Here is a 15,829-nt window from a genome sequence, read left to right on the forward strand (position 1 = left end):
CGGAAGAACGTAGTATGAGCGACGGGGACGAGGAACCCGAGGAGCCGGCCGACGCGCCGGCCCCGGACGTGGACGTAGAAACGCTTCAGGAGCGTCTCGACGACGCCGCCGACGCCCTTGAGAGCGCCGAGACGGAGGCCGACCTCGACGACGTCGAAGCCATCCTCGACGGCGTCGAGTCGGACCTCGAAGCGGCGGACCTCCCGGAACCCGACGAGGACGACGAGGAGGACCCCGCCGACGAAATCGAGTCCCGGCTGTCCGACCTCCGCGACGACCTCGAAGCCCAGCGCGGGCCGTACGCCGAGGACGTCGTCGCGGCAATCGAGGACGCCCAGTCCACGCTGGAGTCGACGCGCTGGACCGAGCAGGGCGAGGACGAACTGCAGGCGGCGGTCAGCGAGTACCTCGACGCCGCCGCCGACCCGCTCGGCGAAGCGTTCGCCGGCGGCGACGTCGCCGACCCGGAGGCGCTCGCGGAGGAACTCGACGAGGTCGCGGAGGCCGTCGACGCCGCGGGCCTCGACCCCGACGAGGACCCCGAGACCATCGAAGCGCTCACGGAGGCCACCGACGCGCTCACCGCGGGCGTCGAGGACGCCCAGGAGTGGGACGACCTCTCGGTCCGGCAGAAGCTCCGCGCGGAGGGCTACTACGAGGTCATCAACCAGAAGCACAAGGACTTCCCGCCGGAGTGGACGGCGCTCAAGCAGTGGGAGAAGCGCGAGAACGTCGAGATGATTCTGCTGTGCCTCGAACACATGGGCGACTCCGAGTTCATGGAGCGCCACTGCCTGGAGGCGCTCAAGCGCGTCGCCAGCGAGGAAGCCCTCGAGGAGGTCGGGCAGCGCGCCGCGCGCCGCGACACGCTCGCCGTCGAAATCGTCGGCCGCATCGGCAGCGAGGACGGCATCGAGCACGTCGTCGACTTCGTGGACGCCGAGGGCAACCCCGAGCTCCGCACGACCGCGCTGAAGTCGCTGGGCGAAATCGGCAGCGAGGAGTCCACGCAGGACGTCGCCGACCAGCTGGTCGCGGACAACGACAGCGTGCGCAGCCGCGCGGCGCGCTCGCTTGGCCTCATCGGTGACACGCGCGCCATCGACCCGCTGACGGACGTCCTCGCCGACGACGACAGCGACACGGTGCGGGCGTCCGCGGCGTGGGCGCTCGTCCAGATCGGCACCGAGCGCGCGCTCGAAGCCGCCGCCGAGTACGCCGACGACCGCGCGTACATCGTCGAACAGGAGGCGCAGAAGGCCGCCGACGCGCTCGACGCCGACGCCGCCGAAGCCGCCGCGTAACTCCCTCGTTCTCGCCGAACTTTAAGGCCGAAGCCGGGACCAACCGCTCCCGTGCTCGCGCGCCTCGCGGTCGCCGCGCTGCTCGCGTCGGCGACCATCACGGCCGTCGCGCCCAACCCTGCCAGCGACGGCGACGCCGGCGAGTTCGTCGCCGTCACGTTCGACGAGCCGACGAACACGACCGGCTGGACGCTCGCCGACTCCAACGACGCCGCCAACCTCCCGAACCGCACGCTCTCCGGGACGGTCGCGCTCTCGACGCAGCCAGCGGCCGCCCGCAACCGCACCGACCTCCCGGTCGTCGGGCTGAACGGCTCGCTCGCGCTCGCGAACGGCGGCGAGACGGTCGAACTCCGCGCCGGGAACGCGACCGTGGACGAACTCGCGTACGCGAACGCGCCGACTGCCGAGCGGTGGAACGGGAGCGAGTGGACGCCGCTGGGCGCGTCCTCGTTCGCGCCGTTCGCTACCGCGAACGTCTCCGTGTCCGCGTTCGCGCTCCCGGACGCCGCCGGCCCGCCGATTCAGACGCTCGAATCCGCCGACCAGCGGCTCTTCCTCGCGGGCTACACGTTCACGTCCGCACGCGCCACTCGCGCGCTCGTCGCGGCCGCCGAGCGGGGCGTGGACGTGCGCGTGCTCGTGGAGGGCGGCGTTGCGGGCGGAGCCCCTAGTCCGGAGGACCGGCGCCTCGACGCGCTCCGCGCCGCGGGCGTCGAGGTCCGCGTCCTCGACGGCGAACGCGCCCGGTACAGTTTCCACCACGCGAAGTACGCCGTCGCCGACGACCGCGCGGTCGTCCTCTCGGAGAACTGGAAGCCCTCGGGCAGCGGCGGCCACGGCAACCGCGGCTGGGGCGTCACGGTCGCTGACTCGGCAGTTGCCGACCACCTCGCGGGCGTGTTCCGCGCGGACACGAACTGGCCGGACGCCAAACCGTGGGAGACCGTTCGAGAGAACTTCACCGTCGTGGACGGCGAGCCCGCCACGCAGTCCTACCCCACGCGGTTTCCGCAGGTGGACGCCGAGGCCGACAGCGTCCGCGTGCTGGTCGCGCCCGACAACGCGCGCTCGGGAGTCCGCAACCTCGTCGCGTCCGCCGAGGAGTCGCTGGTCGTCGAGCAGGCGAGCCTCGACCGGAACGGCGCGTTCACGAACTGGACCATCGACGCCGCACGCCGGGGCGTCCGCGTGCGCGTGCTGCTCTCCGGGAAGTGGTACGCTCGCGCGGACAACCGCAACACGACGGAGCGCCTGAACCGCGTCGCCGCCGAGGAGAGCCTGAATCTGGACGCGAAGCTCGTGGAGCCGCGGTCGCGCTTCGAGAAAGTCCACGTCAAGGGCGCCGTCGTGGACGGCGAGCGCGCGCTCGTCGGGAGCCTCAACTGGAACGAGCACGCCGCCACCGAGAACCGCGAAGTCGTGGTCGTCGTCGAGGACGACGCGGTCGCGGACTACTTCCAGCGGGCGTTCCGCGCGGACTGGCGCGGCGGCGCGTGGCGGCTCCCGGTCGCGCTCGCCGCGGTCGTCGCCGTCGCCGCGGTCGCCGCTGCGGCTTGCGCTCGGCGCATCGAGTTCGGCGGAGAGAGCGACGTCGGCCGCGACGGCTTCTGGCAGGAGAACAGAAAGTGACTACCGCTTCGGCGCGGTATGGAGCTCCTCGTCGAGTTCGGCTTCCGCCATCTTCTCGATGAGGGCGTCCAGCACTTCCTCGCGCATCCCGGGGACGAAGCGGATGGAGCCGACGACGAGGTGGCCGCCGCCGGAGACACCCGCGCCCGGCAGCTCCTCGTTGAGCTCCTCGACCATCGTCGGGATGTCGAGGCGCACGCCGTCCGACCGGAGGACCGCGAAGTCCGGGCCGTAGCCGATGGTGATGACCGGTTCGCCTGTCTCCTCGACCTTGCGGTCGTGGATTTCGCCCGTGGTCTTCCCCGGCGCGGGGTACGTGAACCGGTGGGCGTGGTTCTCGACGTCGATGCGGTAGAGGTTCGCGCCGTTGGCGACGCGCTCGTGTTCGACGTGCGGGGTCGCCGCGTCCAGTTGCTCGGCGACGTCCTCGGCGGCGCGGTTCGCGAGGAACGGCACGAGCTCGCGGTGGCGCTCGTCGTCGCCGTTGACGTTGAGGATGTCGTTGATGAGCTGCGTGCCGGGGTCGTAGCGCAGCATGTACGCCTCGTAGTCTAGCGCCTCGCTGATGTTCTGGAGGAACTCGTCGTCGTAGCCGGCCTCGCGGGCGAGTTCGAGGTAGTCGGTCATCTCGTCGGCCTTCGAGCGGTCCGACAGGCCGGCGACCGCTGGGACGTGTTCGAGTTCCTCGGTGAGCCCGGGGTAGATCATGCGCGCTAGCTCCACGCAGAGCATGCCCGTGGTGATGCGGTAGTCCTCGCCGTGCAGGTAGGGGTTGACGTGCTCCTCCACGAGCGGGTCCACGGCCTCGGGGTCGGGGTGGTGGTGGTCGACGACGACGATGGGGATGTCGTAGTTGTTCAGGGCCTTGTACGCGGGCGTGTCCTCCTCGGTGCTGCCGTTGTCAAGCATGAGGAGCAGCGGGAGCTTCTGCCCGTGGCGCGCGCGGTCCCCCAGCGCGAAGTTGAGGTCGCGGGTGGCGTCCTCCATCTCGTAGTAGGGGGCCTTGCTGGGGAGGCGCTTGAGGAGGTGGCGGGCGGCGTCGGCGTCCTGGTGGGCGTCCTCGATGAACTGCGTGAGCGCGTACTGGACGGGGACGCTGGCGGCCATGCCGTCGCCGTCGGCGTGGTGGCGCATCCGAATCGGGCGGCCTTCCAGTACCGCGCGGCGGAGCGTGCGCGCGACCGACCGAAGCTCCGGCAGCATCCCCTCCAGCGCCGGCCAGTCGACGAGCGGGTCCACGTCGATGGGTTCGGCGCGCTCGGCGAGCGCGGCGTCCAGCCGGCCCGCGACGTCGGCGGCGGTCTCGCCTTCGAGCACGTCGATTTCCGTGACCTCGATTTGGTAGGTGCCCTCGCGCTCCTCGACGTCGCCTTTCACGTGGACGAGGTCGCCGACTTCCACGACCGGGTGCGCGCGGACGCCGGCGGCCTCGAAGGCCGTACACGGGACGGCGCTGGTCTCGTCGCGCACGCGGAAGATGGTCGGGCCGCCGGTCTGCTTGATCTGGACGACCTCGCCCTCGACGTGGACGGTCTCGCCGACGTGGTCGCCGACGGTCTCGGCGTCGATGCGGTCGTAGCTGTGCTCGCGCTCGACGGTCTCGTAGTCGTCGAGGGCGGCGAGTTCGAAGCTCAGGTCGCCGTTCTCCCGGACTTCCGTGAGCTTCACGACGACGTCGTCGTCGACGGCGAGGTCCTGCTCGCCGTCGAACGTGGACTCGTGGACGAGCCCGGAGACGTGCTCGGAGAGGTCGACGAAGACGCCGTAGTCGACGACGCCGTTGACGGTCGCGTGGTAGTACTCGCCGGATTCGACCTCCTGCGTGGTACACGAGGAGTGGAGGTCGACGACGACCGGGCGGTCGGCCCCGTCGCCGGAGGAAGCGTCAGTCATCTTGTGCCTAGATTCGGCGCCGCCGTTTTTAACGCTTTTCAAGGGCGTCTCGCGGGCGAACGCGCAAAACCGGCTGGCGAGCTCCGGCGGTGTTCCGGAAGCCTCAACAGTCACCGCCGCGGAGTATCGGGTATGCTGTTCGGTGGGCGTCCCGACGTCGTCGGCATCGCGCGGGAAGCCCTAGAGTTCGCGATGGAGGCGGCGGAGGACAGCCACCCCGACGAGTACCTCGGCCTGCTGCGCGGGACGCCCGCCAAGGAGTTCGACGCCGGCCCCGACGACGGCTACGTCGTCACGGACGTGCTGATGGTGCCGGGCACGGAGACCAACCCCGTGAGCGCGACGTTCAACTCCAGTCAAGTCCCCAACGACATGCGCAACGTCGGGAGCGTCCACTCCCACCCCAACGGCGTGCTCGCGCCCTCCGACGCCGACCGCGCGACGTTCGGCAAGGGCGACGTCCACATCATCCTCGGCGCGCCCTACGACCCGAACTCGTGGCGCGCGTTCGACAACGAGGGCGAACCCCGGAGCCTCGACGTCTACGACGTCGCGCTCCCCGAACCCGAATCGTTTTTCGACTTCACGCAGGAAGACATCGACGAGGAACTGTGAGACGAGTCGTCGCGCAGGGGACCTTCGATTTGATTCACCCCGGCCACATTCACTACCTGGAGGACGCCGCCGCGATGGGCGACGAGCTGCACGTCATCGTCGCGCGCCGCGAGAACGTCACCCACAAGGAACCGCCCGTGCTTCCGAACCGCCAGCGCCGCGACGTCGTCGCCGCCCTCGACGCCGTCGACGAAGCCCGCGTCGGCCACGAGTCCGACATCTTCGCGCCCATCGAGGACATCGACCCCGACGTCATCGCGCTGGGCTTCGACCAGCACCACGACGACGACGCCATCGAAGCCGAACTCGCCGAGCGCGGCGTCGACTGCTCCGTGGAGCGGGCGTCGGCCCGCGAAAAGCGCTACGACGACGAACTCCTCTCGACGGGCACCATCATCGACCGGATTCTGGAGCAGCGCGGCTAGTCGGGCGGCTCACTCGATGCCGATTCGGTCGACTGCTCGCGGCAGACACCCCTCCTCGGGCTCGATGTACGAGTAGTGGTCCGCCACCAGGTCCGTGACGTCGACGTCCTCGTAGCCGGCGGGCGCGTTCGCCGACCCTGCGAGTCCGCCGTGACCGACTGCGCGCGTCCCGTCCGAGAGGCGGTAGACCCAGCCGAGGACGCGGTCGTTCCGGCTGTGGAAGTTGTAGACGGGCGCATCGACCGCCGCGATGGCGGACCCGTACCGGCCGTCGGTCCCGACGCTGTCGTTCGGAATCGCCCCGCCGAACAGCGACACCGAGGCGAGGGCGTCCGTCCGCCCGCGGTCGGCGAGCCTGCGGAGGGCCGCCCCCGTCACCCGGGCGCCGAGCGAGTGCGCGAACAGGTGGAGCGGCCGCCCGTCGTCGTCCGCCCACGCCGCCACCCAGTCGGCGAGCGGGGCGGCGTTGGCGTCCGCGTTCTGCTTCGCCGGTCCCCAGTCTACGTTCGACGCCCACGAGTAGCCGACGACCGGCGGGCCGTCAGCTTCCGCAGTCGCTCCCGCCGCCGCGAGCCCCAGCCGAGCGGTGTAGGCTTGGTCGCGGGCCGACTCGGCGTCCGCGTTGAGCCCGTGGACGTATAGGACCACTTCGTCGGCCTCGTTGAAGTCCCACGAGCCAACTCGCTCTGTCGGGTCCGCGGCGTCGAGTCGCCCCCGGGTCGTCACCATCGGCTGCGTCGCCGGCGCCTCGTACCCGCCGAAGTCGCCGCTCAGCGACTGCGCGACGTAGAACCCGCCGCCCCCGAGGAGGCCGACGCCGCCGGCGGCCGCGAGGAGGAGCCGCCGCCGAGTGATGTACCCATTCGAGTCGTCCTCGTCGTCGTCAGCGTGGTTTGCGTCCGGTGCCTCGGGGGAGGCGGTCGGTCCGTCGGGGTCGTCCATTGGCGTTTCCCTACGTGGTGTCGGCCTATCGGTTCGTCTAATCAGGCATCATCTGCTGGATTACTGACAGCCGCGTCCCGAGCCCAGAAGGGCGGAGTGCGTCTACAGCCCGAGTTCGCGGCCGATGACGAGGTGCTGAATCTCGCTCGTGCCCTCGCCGATTTCCATGAGCTTTGCGTCGCGGAAGAACCGCTGAGGGGCGAAGTCCGTTGTGTAGCCGTAGCCGCCGAGCGTCTGGACGGCGTCCTCGGCGACCTCGCGGGCGGCCTCGCTGGCGTCGAGCTTCGCGAGCGCGGACTCCCGCGTGACGGACTCGCCGTTGTCGTAGCGCGTGGCGGCCTTGTGCGTGAGGAGGCGCGCGCGCTCGGTCTTCCGGTGCATGGAGACGAGCTTGTTCCGGATGGCGTCGAACTCCGAGATGGGCTGGCCGAACTGCTCGCGCTCGACGGCGTACTCCTTGGCGGCCTCGTAGGCGCCCTGTGCGAGGCCCGTGGAGAGCGCGGCGATTGTGATGCGGCCTCCGTCGAGGGTCTTCTTCGTCTGCTCCCAGCCGTCGCCCTCCTCGCCGAGCAGGCGCTCGGCGGGGATGCGGCAGTCGTCGAAGGTGATTTCGCAGGTGGGGGAGGCGTTCAGCCCCATCTTCTCCCACTCGGTCGTGACCTCGAAGCCGTCGTCCGCCTCGGGGTCGACGATGAACGTGGAGATGCCGCCGTAGCCCGCCTCGGGGTCCGTGACCGCCTTCACGAGCACACTGCCCGCGACGGAGGCGTTCGTGATGAACTGCTTCGTGCCGTTGAGCACGTACTCGTCGCCGTCCTTCTCGGCGGTCGTGTCCATGTCGCTGGCGTCGCTGCCGCTGTCGGGCTCGGTGAGCGCCCACGACCCGAGGTACTCGCCCTCCGCGAGCGGGCGAAGCCACTTCTCTTTTTGCTCCTCGGTGCCGAACAGCTCGATTGGCTTCGACGCCAGCGAGACGTGGGCGGCGTACGACAGCCCGATGGAGCCCGAGACCCGGCCGAGCTCCTCCGCGACGAGCGCGTACATCAGTTGGTCGCCGCCGAGCCCGCCGTAGTCCTCGCTGACGGGCACGCCCATCATGTCGAGGTCCGCGAGCTCCGCGAACACCTCCTCGGGGAACCGGTGTTCCTCCTCGATGTCCCACGCGATGGGCTCGATTTCCGCCTCCGCGAACTCCCTGACGGTGTCCCGAATCATCCGGTGTTCGTCGGGAAGGTCGAAGTCCATACTGCAAGCTTTGCCACCGCGAGCATAAACACACCGGAACGACCGTGAACGATTCCCGCGCTCGTCGGTGCTCGAACGCTCTGCGGTCGGTCGTGTGGTTCACTGCGCGTTGGTCACCCACGCTCCTCACGGCTCGCTACGCTCGCCGCTCGCAAGAACGTGCTCTCCCTGCGGTCGAGCACGCGGCTCACGCATCGCTTCGCTCCGCGTTCGCTCTAACGTGGCCTCGCTTCGCTCGCCCACGCTCCCGCCGGAATTTTATTCGCGCGCCCCCTCTCGTCGGTGTGAGCATCCGCCAGTTCGTCCGCGGTACCGTCCCGTGGGACTCCTTGGAGGCCGTCGCCCGCGAGGTCGCCGACCGCTACGACCAGGAGGAAGTCCGGGTGACGTTCCTGGAGACGGACAACTGGCTGTCGACGCCCTGCGTCGTCAACGACCGCTGGTTCGTGAAGGTAATCTCCGGGCAGAACGCGCTCGTGCACGCGCTGTTCACCGGCGCGCGGAACCTCGGCGCGTTCTCCAGCGGCCGCGAGGGCTTCTTCGAGCCGTTCGACGGCCCCGTGGAGATGGCCGAACACGAGCTCGAAGCCACGCGGAAACTCCGCGACATCGGCGTGAACGCGCCCGAGCCCGTCGAGGCGTTCGAGGTCGAGGGGCTCGGCGTGCTCGTCTTGGAGTACCTCCCCGACTTCCGGCCGCTGGACGAACTCCCCGCCGAGGCCGTCGAACGCCACGCCCCGGAGCTGTTCGGCGCGCTCGCGACGATGCACGAGAACGGCGTCGCGCACGGCGACCTGCGCGGCGAGAACGTCCTCGTCTACGAGGACGACCTCTACTTCATCGACGCGACGAACGTCGCCGGCGACGGGCTGGAGGGGGCTCGCGCGTACGACCTCGCGTGCGCGCTGGCCGCGCTCGAACCGCTCGTCGGCGCTCGCACCGTCGTCGAGGTGGCGCTGGAGGCCTACGACACGAGCGACGGCTCGCGGACGCGCGCGGACAACGCCGCGGCGCTGCTGGACGCCCAGGACTTCCTGAGTTTCGTCCAGATTCGGCCCGACCACGCCTTCGATGCGGCGTCGCTGGCGGGCGAAATCGAGAAGGCTGCCAGTTCCCGCGGCGACGCGACGCGGTGACCCGCCGGGCGCACAAGGTGTACCTTTTTCACCACGCCGGTCGCAGTTTTTGCCGATGACGTACCAGCATTACATCGACGGCGAGTGGGTCGACGGCCACGGGACCGAGACCTTCGAGAGCGAGAACCCCGCGACCGGCGAGACCCTCGGCGAGTTCCACCGCGGCACCGAGGCCGACGTCCGCGAGGCCACCGCGGCCGCAGACGAGGCCTTCGAGGAGTGGCGCGAGCTCTCCCACATCGACCGCGCGGAGTACCTCTGGGACATCTACCACGAGCTCAAGGAGCGCCACGAGGAGCTCGGCGAGGTCGTCACCAAGGAGTGCGGCAAGGAAATCAGCGAGGGGAAAGCCGACGTCACCGAGGCGTGGCACATGGTCGAGTGGGCGGCCGGCGACGCCCGCCATCCCAAGGGCGACGTGGTGCCCTCCGAGATTCCGAGCAAGGACGCCTACATGCGCCGCAAGCCCCGGGGCGTCGTGGGCTGCATCACGCCGTGGAACTTCCCGGTCGCGATTCCGTTCTGGCACATGGCCGTCTCGCTCGTGGAGGGCAACACCGTCGTCTGGAAGCCCGCCGAGCAGACGCCGTGGTGCGGCCAGATTATCGCGGAGATGTTCGAGGAGTCCGGCATCCCGGACGGCGTCTTCAACATGGTGCAGGGGTACGGCGACGCGGGCGCCGCCGTCGTCGACGACGACCGCGTGGACACCGTGCTGTTCACGGGCTCGGCGGAGGTCGGCCACGAAATCGCCAGCGAGGTCGCCAGCGATCCCGGGAAGCTCGCGGCCTGCGAGATGGGCGGGAAGAACGGCATCGTCGTCACCGAGGAGGCGGACCTCGACGTCGCGGTCCACTCCGCGGTGATGTCGTCGTTCAAGACGACCGGCCAGCGCTGCGTCTCCAGCGAGCGGCTCGTCGTCCACGAGGACGTCTACGACGAGTTCAAAGAACGGTTCGTCGAGGTCGCCGAGAAGGTCGCGGTCGGCGACCCGCTCGACGAGGACACGTTCATGGGGCCGGCCATCGAGGCCGAGCACGTCGAGAAGATTCGAGAGTACAACGACCTCGCCCGGGAGGAAGCGACGAACGTGCTCGTAGACCGCACCGAACTCGGCGACGAGGAGATTCCCGACGGCCACGAGGACGGCCACTGGGTCGGCCCGTTCGTCTACGAGGTCGACTACGACCCCGACCTCCGCTCCATCAAGGAGGAGGTGTTCGGGCCGCACGTCGCGCTCATCGAGTACTCCGGCGACATCGAGCGCGCGGTCGAAATCCACAACGACACGCCGTACGGGCTCGCCGGCGCGGTCATCAGCGAGGACTACCGCCAAATCAACTACTACCGCGACCACGCCGAAGTCGGACTGGCGTACGGCAACCTCCCCTGCATCGGCGCGGAGGTCCAGCTCCCGTTCGGCGGCGTGAAGAAGTCCGGCAACGGCTACCCGAGCGCCCGCGAGGTCATCGAGGCCGTCACCGAGCGCACCGCGTGGACGCTCAACAACTCCAAGGACATCGAGATGGCCCAAGGTCTCTCCGCGGACATCAAGACCGAGGACGACTGAGCGGCTTCTCGCCGCTTCTGTTTCTGTAACGCTGACAGCCGCTGCTCGTGAGTACGTGAGAGAGGAAGGCGAAAGGGTGGCGGTTGACTTCCCGCGGACTGCGGCCGTGGGCCGGGACACGGCCGCGTCGGCGGACGCGGAGCGGACGTGGACGCGAGGTTCTTGCCGGTTCGACGAGAAAAGCGTCGACTACCGGCAACTGGTGGTACGCCGCGACGCCACTTAAATTCACGTATCGCGGGTCCGGGAGTCAGTGCCGGCGGTCGTCCAGCGCGGGGAACTCCTCGCGGACCGTCGCGACGCGCTCGGGGTCGAGGTCGGCGTAGACGATGCTCGGCTGGTCGCCGGTGCTCGCGACGGCGTTCCCCCACGGGTCGTACACCGTCGAGCGGCCGACCAGCTCCGCGTCCTCGAAGTCGCCGCTGCCGTTGACCGCAGCGACGTACGCGAGGTTCTCGACGGCGCGGGCCTGCGGCAGGAGCGTCCAGTGCTCGACGCGCGGGTACGGCCACGCCGACGGCACGAGCAGGAGGTTCACGCCGTCAGCGACCAGTTCGCGGTACAATTCTGGGAACCGGAGGTCGTAGCAGGTCGTGACTGCGGCCGTGAACTCGCCGAGTTCGGCGGTCGGCACGCGCTCGCCGGGCGTCAGCAGTTGGGCTTCCGCTGACTCGTAGCCGAACAGGTGGTGCTTCCGGTACGCGAGCAGCCGCTGGCCGTCCTCGTCGAAGAGCACGCTCGTGTTCGCCAGCCCCTCCTCGTCGGGGCCGCCCTCGGTCTCCGCGAGGTCCTCGACGACGCTACCTGCCAGCAGCGCGACGCCCTCCTCGGCGGCGGCGTCGCGGACCGCCGTCAGCGACGGCCCTTCCAGCGGCTCGGCGGCGCGCTGGTAGGCGTCGAACGCGAAGAAGCCGACGTTGAACAGCTCCGGCAGGCAGACGAGGTCCGCGCCCTCGTCGGCCGCCTCGCGGATGGCCGCCACCGCCCGCTCGACGTTCGCGTCCACGGCGGCGCCCTCGACGGCTATCTGGGCGAGCGCGACGCGCATCTCAGGCGTCCGCCTCCAGCGCGGCCTGCAGGCCGCCGAGTTCGTCGTCGAGGTTCCGCTTGAAGAACCCCTCGACGCCCGGTACCTTGCCGTCGACGACGAACCGGTTGGTCACCCGCGACCCGCCGTTCGCGGACTCGACCTCGTGCTCGCCGGTGACGTCGAAGATGCGGGAGTTCCCCACGAACTTCACGTACCGCGGCGGCTCCACGTCGACGTCCCGCGTCTCGACGGGTATCGTGCTCCGAACGACGGGAATCGGGAGGTGGACGTGCCACGTCGTCGTGTCGCCCTCGTGCTCGTAGCTGTCCACGACGCTGATGGCGCCCGCGCGCTTCTCGGGGTCGGCGATGAACGCCCACACGTCTTCGGGCGACACCGACACCTCGAACGTGCGCTCGACCCGAACTGTCATACGCGGGGTTTTCCGCCCGCGAGCAAAAAGCCGCCGGTTACGCCGGTTCGACGCGCCACGTCGTCGACTTCGAGCGACTCCACTTCTCGATGTCGACGTCCTCGGTCTTCTCCGCGAGTTCGGGGAGCCGCACACCGACCTGCTTCGAGGAGAGGCCGAGGTGGTTCGCGATGTTCTTCGAGCGGAAGTACCGCTCGCCCTTCTCGACGCTCTCGCGGAGGAACTCCAGAATCCGGCGTTCCTCGTCGGTGTATTCGTCGGTCATTACGACGGAACTACGCACTTTGTCCGTTTATCCCTTGTGTTACCCCCAGACGTGGAGGGCGGCGACGCACAGCGCCGACAGGGTGACGGCGCCGGCGAAGCCGAGTGCGGTCTGGAACTGTCCGGGCGCGACGAACGTGTACGCGGCCGCGGCGACGGCGAGCAGGCCGAACGCGAGGCCGACGCCGACGCCCATGTCCGTTTCCTGCGTGGACCCAGTCGTCATGGCTGGGGGTTGCGTGTGGTATCCCTTAACTGGTTCTACTCGGTGCGACCGCGGAGGCCGACAGGCTTTCACCGTGGAAGCACACCGAATCGAGCATGGACGTCCGCGCGCTGCTGTTCGGGAGCACGATACGGGTCGCCGTCACGCTCGTCGCGGGCCTCGGGCTGGTCGTCGGCGGCGCGTTCGTCGGCGGTCTCCTCGGCGTGCCGAGCGTCGAGCAGATTGACAACCAGTTCGGCGAGGTCAACGACACGCACACCGAGGTCCAGACGGACCTCGTGATTCACAACCCGAACCCGGTCGGCGTCCGGCTCGGGGGGACGAGCGTGAACTACACGGTCGCGATGAACGACATCCGGATGGCGAGCGGGGACAAGCGCGGCGTCGGCGTCGGCACCGGGAACTCGACGGTGAACCTGACGACGCACCTCCACAACGAGCGCATCCCCGCGTGGTGGGCGAGCCACGTCCGCGGCGGCGAGCACACGAACCTCACCGTCTCCGCGACCGTCCAGCCCGGGTTCGTCGGGCAGTCGGCGACGTTCCAGCCGGCCGCCGAGACCATCGAGACGGACCTCCTCGGGCAGTTCAACTCCACGGAGGACCGCCCGGTGAACGCCGACATGCCGCTCGTAGAGGACCCCGTGCTGGTCGTCCAGCGCACGAACGCCTCGTGGGGGACGGTCACGGACGCCGAGACGCCCATCGACCTCGAGTTCGAGGTCTACAACCCGAAGGCGTCGCCCGTGGTCGTCTCGAACGTCGGCTACGACATCTCGATGAACGACGTGCCGGTCGGGTCCGGCGAACTCGAGGAGACCGAGTCTATCCCGGGGAAGAGCGCCCGCGTGGTGGAGACCCCGACGGTCATCGACAACGAGAACCTCGACGAGTGGTGGGTGACCCACGTCGAGAACGACCAGACGACGGAGCTCCGCATCGAGTTCTACGCCGAACTCGAACTGCCGGGTTCGACGGAGACCGTTCGCGTGCCGCTGGACGAACTGACGTACACGCAGACCATCGAGACCGACATGTTCGGGAACGAGGACGGCTCGGGCGGCGACGCGAGCGGCAACGAGACGACCGCTGACGGCACGACCACCGCGACCACGACCAGCGACGGTTCGACGACCACCACTGACAGCACGACCACCGACAGCACGACGACTGACGGGACGACTGCGGACGACGGCACCACGAGCGACGACGGGACGACCACCGACGACGGGTTGCTCGCGCGCGGCTCGCTGGCGGCCTGAAGCGCGGTCGCGGCCCAGCCCCGGGGATAGATTTTTACGCGCCGCGTCGCTTCCAGCGAACATGAACCGGAGTACCCAGGCTCCTGGTCGCGTTCTCCGAGGGTGAACAGTCAATCGCCGTCGAGCCCGACGGCACCGAGATTCGCGTCACCGTCGACGGCGACACCATCGAGCTCTCCCGCGAGCACGCCGCCGAACTGCGGGACGCCGTCGGCGACGCGCTGACGAGCCGCGAGGAGTTCTTCCGCACCGCCGCCGTGCACCGCGAGGACGGCAGCTACGTCGTCGAGCGGCGCGGCGCCGACTCCACGGGCAACTCCGCCGTCTTCGACAGCTTCGAGGAGGTCCGCCGGCTGTTCGAGCGGCTCCCCGAGACGTTCGGCGCACAGAACCTCGCGGCGGCCGGCTTCACGGGGTCCCGGCGGCACATGCTCGTGCGGCACTTCGCCGAGCACCCGGCGTTCCCGTGCACGCTGGCCTCGCGGAACCCCCTGCGGGGTGAGAAGACGGACTAGCTGATGGTGGTGTGACTGGACTGCTCGTTGAGCGCGAGGTTCGCCGCGATTTCGGCGTTCCGCATCGCGTACTCGGCGGTGTGCTGGAGGCTCACCAGCACCTCCCGGACTTCGAGGATGTCCTCGTTGTCCATCTCCGGGAGGTCGTCGAGGATGTCGCCCTCGCGGTCGCCCAGTTCCGCGAACAGATCGCGGACCTCGACGGTCGCGTCGTAGTCCCGCGTGACGACGGCTTCGACGGCGGCGGCCGTGATTTCGTCCACTTGGTCAGTGAACTCACGGATGCGCCGCATCGTGGACTGCTCGACGGCGAGGGTGTTGTCCTCGCTTTCGAGGACGATTTCAGCGATGTCCTCGGCGTTGTCCGCGGTGAGTTCGAGGTTCTTCGCGACCGACCGGTAGCCGATGAGCGGGAAGCCGTCGTCGAGGCCGACGGCGCGCGCGAGGTTCGGGTTCTGGTAGGCGGTGAAGATGAGCCGCAACAGGAGGACGAAGATCTTGTTCGCCTGCCGCTCGCGGTTGAGCGCGCGCTGGGCCATGTCGGGGCTGCCGTGCGCGAGCGCCTTCACGGCCTCCTCGCGCATCGTCGAGCCCGTGCTCTCCAGGCGCTCCAAGAGGTTGTCGAGGTCGAAGTCCTCGGGGTCGACCGAGCACCGGATGGTGATGCGTTCGGGCGTCTCCTCGACGACGCCGAGGCCCATCAGCTGGGTCTCGGCCTTGTAGACGGCGTTGATGTGCTCGGAGTCGAGGGCGTCCTCGCTCTCGACGTGGATGATGCGGCGCCCGAGGACGTACTGGCCGACGATGGCGCGCTCGACGGCGTCGGCGTCGAAGTTCTCGGCGTGAATCGTCGCCTCGGTCTCCTCGCCGTGCGCGGACTCCGGCGTCACGGTCAGCGACCCCTTCCCGCTCTCGCGGACCGTGACCTCGTCGCCCTTCTCGACGTCCTGCTTGCGCGCCCACTCCGCTGGGAGCGTCATCGCCAGCGTAGACGGGCCCAGCCGTTGGACTTTCCGGGTTTCCATACGTCCGGAACGCGCTGGAATGACCTTAATCTTGTCCCTCTAACCTTATACTTGCCTTAAGGTGCAAGCAGACGGGCAAAACGGCCCCCAGAATTCCGAGAGCCTTTTGCCCGTCCCGCCCCTGGGAGTAGTCATGGGTTTTGGTAGCTACGACGAGTCCGAGCAGGAGAACCAGAACACGGACATCGACGAGGACGGCGCGGTCAACGTCCACGAGAACGACCACGACGGCAGCGTCAACTTCGACACCGACGCCGACAGCGACGAACTCATCGACCAGCTCCAGTCGATGAAAGACGACTAACGGCTCTC

At 69.1% G+C, this 15,829-nt stretch carries 18 protein-coding genes; 9 read left to right on the forward strand and 9 right to left on the reverse strand.

Annotated features, from left to right (window positions below; genetic code table 11):
- The first annotated feature begins 14 nt into the window (after nucleotides 1-14).
- Together ABSL23_RS09215 and ABSL23_RS09220 are read left to right on the forward strand one after the other, a co-directional pair.
- Nucleotides 15-1,304 (forward strand): HEAT repeat domain-containing protein, encoded by a 1,290-nt coding sequence (locus ABSL23_RS09215; protein WP_353633508.1) that lies wholly within the window; start codon nucleotides 15-17, stop codon nucleotides 1,302-1,304.
- Between the two features lie 51 nt (nucleotides 1,305-1,355).
- A complete protein-coding gene (locus tag ABSL23_RS09220) occupies nucleotides 1,356-2,936 on the forward strand; it encodes a phospholipase D-like domain-containing protein (protein ID WP_353633509.1) in 1,581 nt (526 codons plus the stop codon).
- Here the strand turns inward: ABSL23_RS09220 and ABSL23_RS09225 are convergent, their stop codons facing one another.
- Nucleotides 2,937-4,829 (reverse strand): DHH family phosphoesterase, encoded by a 1,893-nt coding sequence (locus ABSL23_RS09225; protein ID WP_353633510.1) that lies wholly within the window; start codon nucleotides 4,827-4,829, stop codon nucleotides 2,937-2,939. It abuts the gene before it with no gap.
- 132 nt (nucleotides 4,830-4,961) lie between these two features.
- Here ABSL23_RS09225 and ABSL23_RS09230 point away from each other — a divergent pair, with 132 nt between their 5' ends.
- Nucleotides 4,962-5,444 carry a Mov34/MPN/PAD-1 family protein gene (locus tag ABSL23_RS09230; protein ID WP_353633511.1) on the forward strand — a complete coding sequence of 161 codons (483 nt, stop codon included), beginning with the start codon at nucleotides 4,962-4,964 and terminating at the stop codon, nucleotides 5,442-5,444.
- Nucleotides 5,441-5,869, forward strand: coding sequence for an adenylyltransferase/cytidyltransferase family protein (locus ABSL23_RS09235; RefSeq protein WP_353633512.1), 429 nt, complete (start codon nucleotides 5,441-5,443; stop codon nucleotides 5,867-5,869). Before ABSL23_RS09230 ends, ABSL23_RS09235 begins: the two co-directional genes overlap by 4 nt.
- Nucleotides 5,870-5,878: 9 nt before the next feature.
- Here the strand turns inward: ABSL23_RS09235 and ABSL23_RS09240 are convergent, their stop codons facing one another.
- Both ABSL23_RS09240 and ABSL23_RS09245 read right to left on the reverse strand, forming a co-directional pair.
- Nucleotides 5,879-6,598 carry a DUF726 domain-containing protein gene (locus ABSL23_RS09240; protein WP_353635369.1) on the reverse strand — a complete coding sequence of 240 codons (720 nt, stop codon included), beginning with the start codon at nucleotides 6,596-6,598 and terminating at the stop codon, nucleotides 5,879-5,881.
- Nucleotides 6,599-6,913: 315 nt separating this feature from the next.
- Nucleotides 6,914-8,056 carry an acyl-CoA dehydrogenase family protein gene (locus tag ABSL23_RS09245; RefSeq protein ID WP_353633513.1) on the reverse strand — a complete coding sequence of 381 codons (1,143 nt, stop codon included), beginning with the start codon at nucleotides 8,054-8,056 and terminating at the stop codon, nucleotides 6,914-6,916.
- A gap of 284 nt (nucleotides 8,057-8,340) precedes the next feature.
- Between ABSL23_RS09245 and ABSL23_RS09250 the strand changes: the two genes are divergently transcribed.
- Both ABSL23_RS09250 and ABSL23_RS09255 read left to right on the forward strand, forming a co-directional pair.
- On the forward strand, nucleotides 8,341-9,192 hold the full coding sequence (locus ABSL23_RS09250; RefSeq protein ID WP_353633514.1) for an RIO1 family regulatory kinase/ATPase: 852 nt from the start codon (nucleotides 8,341-8,343) through the stop codon (nucleotides 9,190-9,192).
- 55 nt (nucleotides 9,193-9,247) lie between these two features.
- Entirely contained in the window at nucleotides 9,248-10,762 is a 1,515-nt protein-coding gene (locus ABSL23_RS09255) for an aldehyde dehydrogenase family protein (protein ID WP_353633515.1), read from the forward strand.
- A gap of 250 nt (nucleotides 10,763-11,012) precedes the next feature.
- On the opposite strand, the gene ABSL23_RS09260 is transcribed toward ABSL23_RS09255, so the two are convergent.
- From ABSL23_RS09260 to ABSL23_RS09275, 4 genes are read right to left on the reverse strand one after another with little or no spacing between them, the layout of a single operon-like run.
- On the reverse strand, nucleotides 11,013-11,810 hold the full coding sequence (locus ABSL23_RS09260; RefSeq protein WP_353633516.1) for a carbon-nitrogen family hydrolase: 798 nt from the start codon (nucleotides 11,808-11,810) through the stop codon (nucleotides 11,013-11,015).
- Nucleotide 11,811: 1 nt separating this feature from the next.
- On the reverse strand, nucleotides 11,812-12,225 hold the full coding sequence (locus ABSL23_RS09265) for an SRPBCC family protein (protein WP_353633517.1): 414 nt from the start codon (nucleotides 12,223-12,225) through the stop codon (nucleotides 11,812-11,814).
- Between the two features lie 37 nt (nucleotides 12,226-12,262).
- Entirely contained in the window at nucleotides 12,263-12,490 is a 228-nt protein-coding gene (locus tag ABSL23_RS09270) for a hypothetical protein (RefSeq protein WP_059056331.1), read from the reverse strand.
- 39 nt (nucleotides 12,491-12,529) lie between these two features.
- The gene (locus tag ABSL23_RS09275; RefSeq protein WP_058982012.1) at nucleotides 12,530-12,715 is read right to left on the reverse strand and encodes a hypothetical protein; all 186 of its coding nucleotides are present in this window, start codon (nucleotides 12,713-12,715) and stop codon (nucleotides 12,530-12,532) included.
- Nucleotides 12,716-12,810: 95 nt separating this feature from the next.
- Between ABSL23_RS09275 and ABSL23_RS09280 the strand changes: the two genes are divergently transcribed.
- Nucleotides 12,811-13,977, forward strand: a complete 1,167-nt coding sequence (locus tag ABSL23_RS09280; protein WP_353633518.1) for an LEA type 2 family protein — start codon at nucleotides 12,811-12,813, stop codon at nucleotides 13,975-13,977.
- Between the two features lie 110 nt (nucleotides 13,978-14,087).
- Here ABSL23_RS09280 and ABSL23_RS09285 read toward each other — a convergent pair whose 3' ends face one another.
- Nucleotides 14,088-14,240 carry a hypothetical protein gene (locus ABSL23_RS09285; protein ID WP_238324004.1) on the reverse strand — a complete coding sequence of 51 codons (153 nt, stop codon included), beginning with the start codon at nucleotides 14,238-14,240 and terminating at the stop codon, nucleotides 14,088-14,090.
- Here ABSL23_RS09285 and ABSL23_RS09290 point away from each other — a divergent pair.
- A complete protein-coding gene (locus ABSL23_RS09290) occupies nucleotides 14,175-14,492 on the forward strand; it encodes a hypothetical protein (RefSeq protein ID WP_353635370.1) in 318 nt (105 codons plus the stop codon). The genes ABSL23_RS09285 and ABSL23_RS09290 overlap by 66 nt on opposite strands.
- On the opposite strand, the gene ABSL23_RS09295 is transcribed toward ABSL23_RS09290, so the two are convergent.
- A complete protein-coding gene (locus tag ABSL23_RS09295; protein ID WP_059056334.1) occupies nucleotides 14,489-15,517 on the reverse strand; it encodes a phosphate uptake regulator PhoU in 1,029 nt (342 codons plus the stop codon). The genes ABSL23_RS09290 and ABSL23_RS09295 overlap by 4 nt on opposite strands.
- Nucleotides 15,518-15,650: 133 nt before the next feature.
- Between ABSL23_RS09295 and ABSL23_RS09300 the strand changes: the two genes are divergently transcribed.
- On the forward strand, nucleotides 15,651-15,821 hold the full coding sequence (locus tag ABSL23_RS09300; RefSeq protein WP_058982021.1) for a DUF5786 family protein: 171 nt from the start codon (nucleotides 15,651-15,653) through the stop codon (nucleotides 15,819-15,821).
- Nucleotides 15,822-15,829: the final 8 nt, after the last annotated feature.

The sequence above is a fragment of the Halobacterium sp. NMX12-1 genome (genome assembly GCF_040435975.1).
Classification (GTDB): domain Archaea; phylum Halobacteriota; class Halobacteria; order Halobacteriales; family Halobacteriaceae; genus Halobacterium; species Halobacterium hubeiense.

Coding starts and splice junctions, on each gene's coding strand:
- ABSL23_RS09260 (WP_353633516.1), bottom strand. CDS start 11,810: ATGCGCGTCGCGCTCGCCCAGATAGCCGTCGAGGGCGCCGCCGTGGAC.
- ABSL23_RS09295 (WP_059056334.1), bottom strand. CDS start 15,517: ATGGAAACCCGGAAAGTCCAACGGCTGGGCCCGTCTACGCTGGCGATG.
- ABSL23_RS09245 (WP_353633513.1), bottom strand. CDS start 8,056: ATGGACTTCGACCTTCCCGACGAACACCGGATGATTCGGGACACCGTC.
- ABSL23_RS09230 (WP_353633511.1), top strand. CDS start 4,962: ATGCTGTTCGGTGGGCGTCCCGACGTCGTCGGCATCGCGCGGGAAGCC.
- ABSL23_RS09280 (WP_353633518.1), top strand. CDS start 12,811: ATGGACGTCCGCGCGCTGCTGTTCGGGAGCACGATACGGGTCGCCGTC.
- ABSL23_RS09215 (WP_353633508.1), top strand. CDS start 15: ATGAGCGACGGGGACGAGGAACCCGAGGAGCCGGCCGACGCGCCGGCC.
- ABSL23_RS09265 (WP_353633517.1), bottom strand. CDS start 12,225: ATGACAGTTCGGGTCGAGCGCACGTTCGAGGTGTCGGTGTCGCCCGAA.
- ABSL23_RS09255 (WP_353633515.1), top strand. CDS start 9,248: ATGACGTACCAGCATTACATCGACGGCGAGTGGGTCGACGGCCACGGG.
- ABSL23_RS09270 (WP_059056331.1), bottom strand. CDS start 12,490: ATGACCGACGAATACACCGACGAGGAACGCCGGATTCTGGAGTTCCTC.
- ABSL23_RS09275 (WP_058982012.1), bottom strand. CDS start 12,715: ATGACGACTGGGTCCACGCAGGAAACGGACATGGGCGTCGGCGTCGGC.
- ABSL23_RS09240 (WP_353635369.1), bottom strand. CDS start 6,598: ATGGTGACGACCCGGGGGCGACTCGACGCCGCGGACCCGACAGAGCGA.
- ABSL23_RS09300 (WP_058982021.1), top strand. CDS start 15,651: ATGGGTTTTGGTAGCTACGACGAGTCCGAGCAGGAGAACCAGAACACG.
- ABSL23_RS09225 (WP_353633510.1), bottom strand. CDS start 4,829: ATGACTGACGCTTCCTCCGGCGACGGGGCCGACCGCCCGGTCGTCGTC.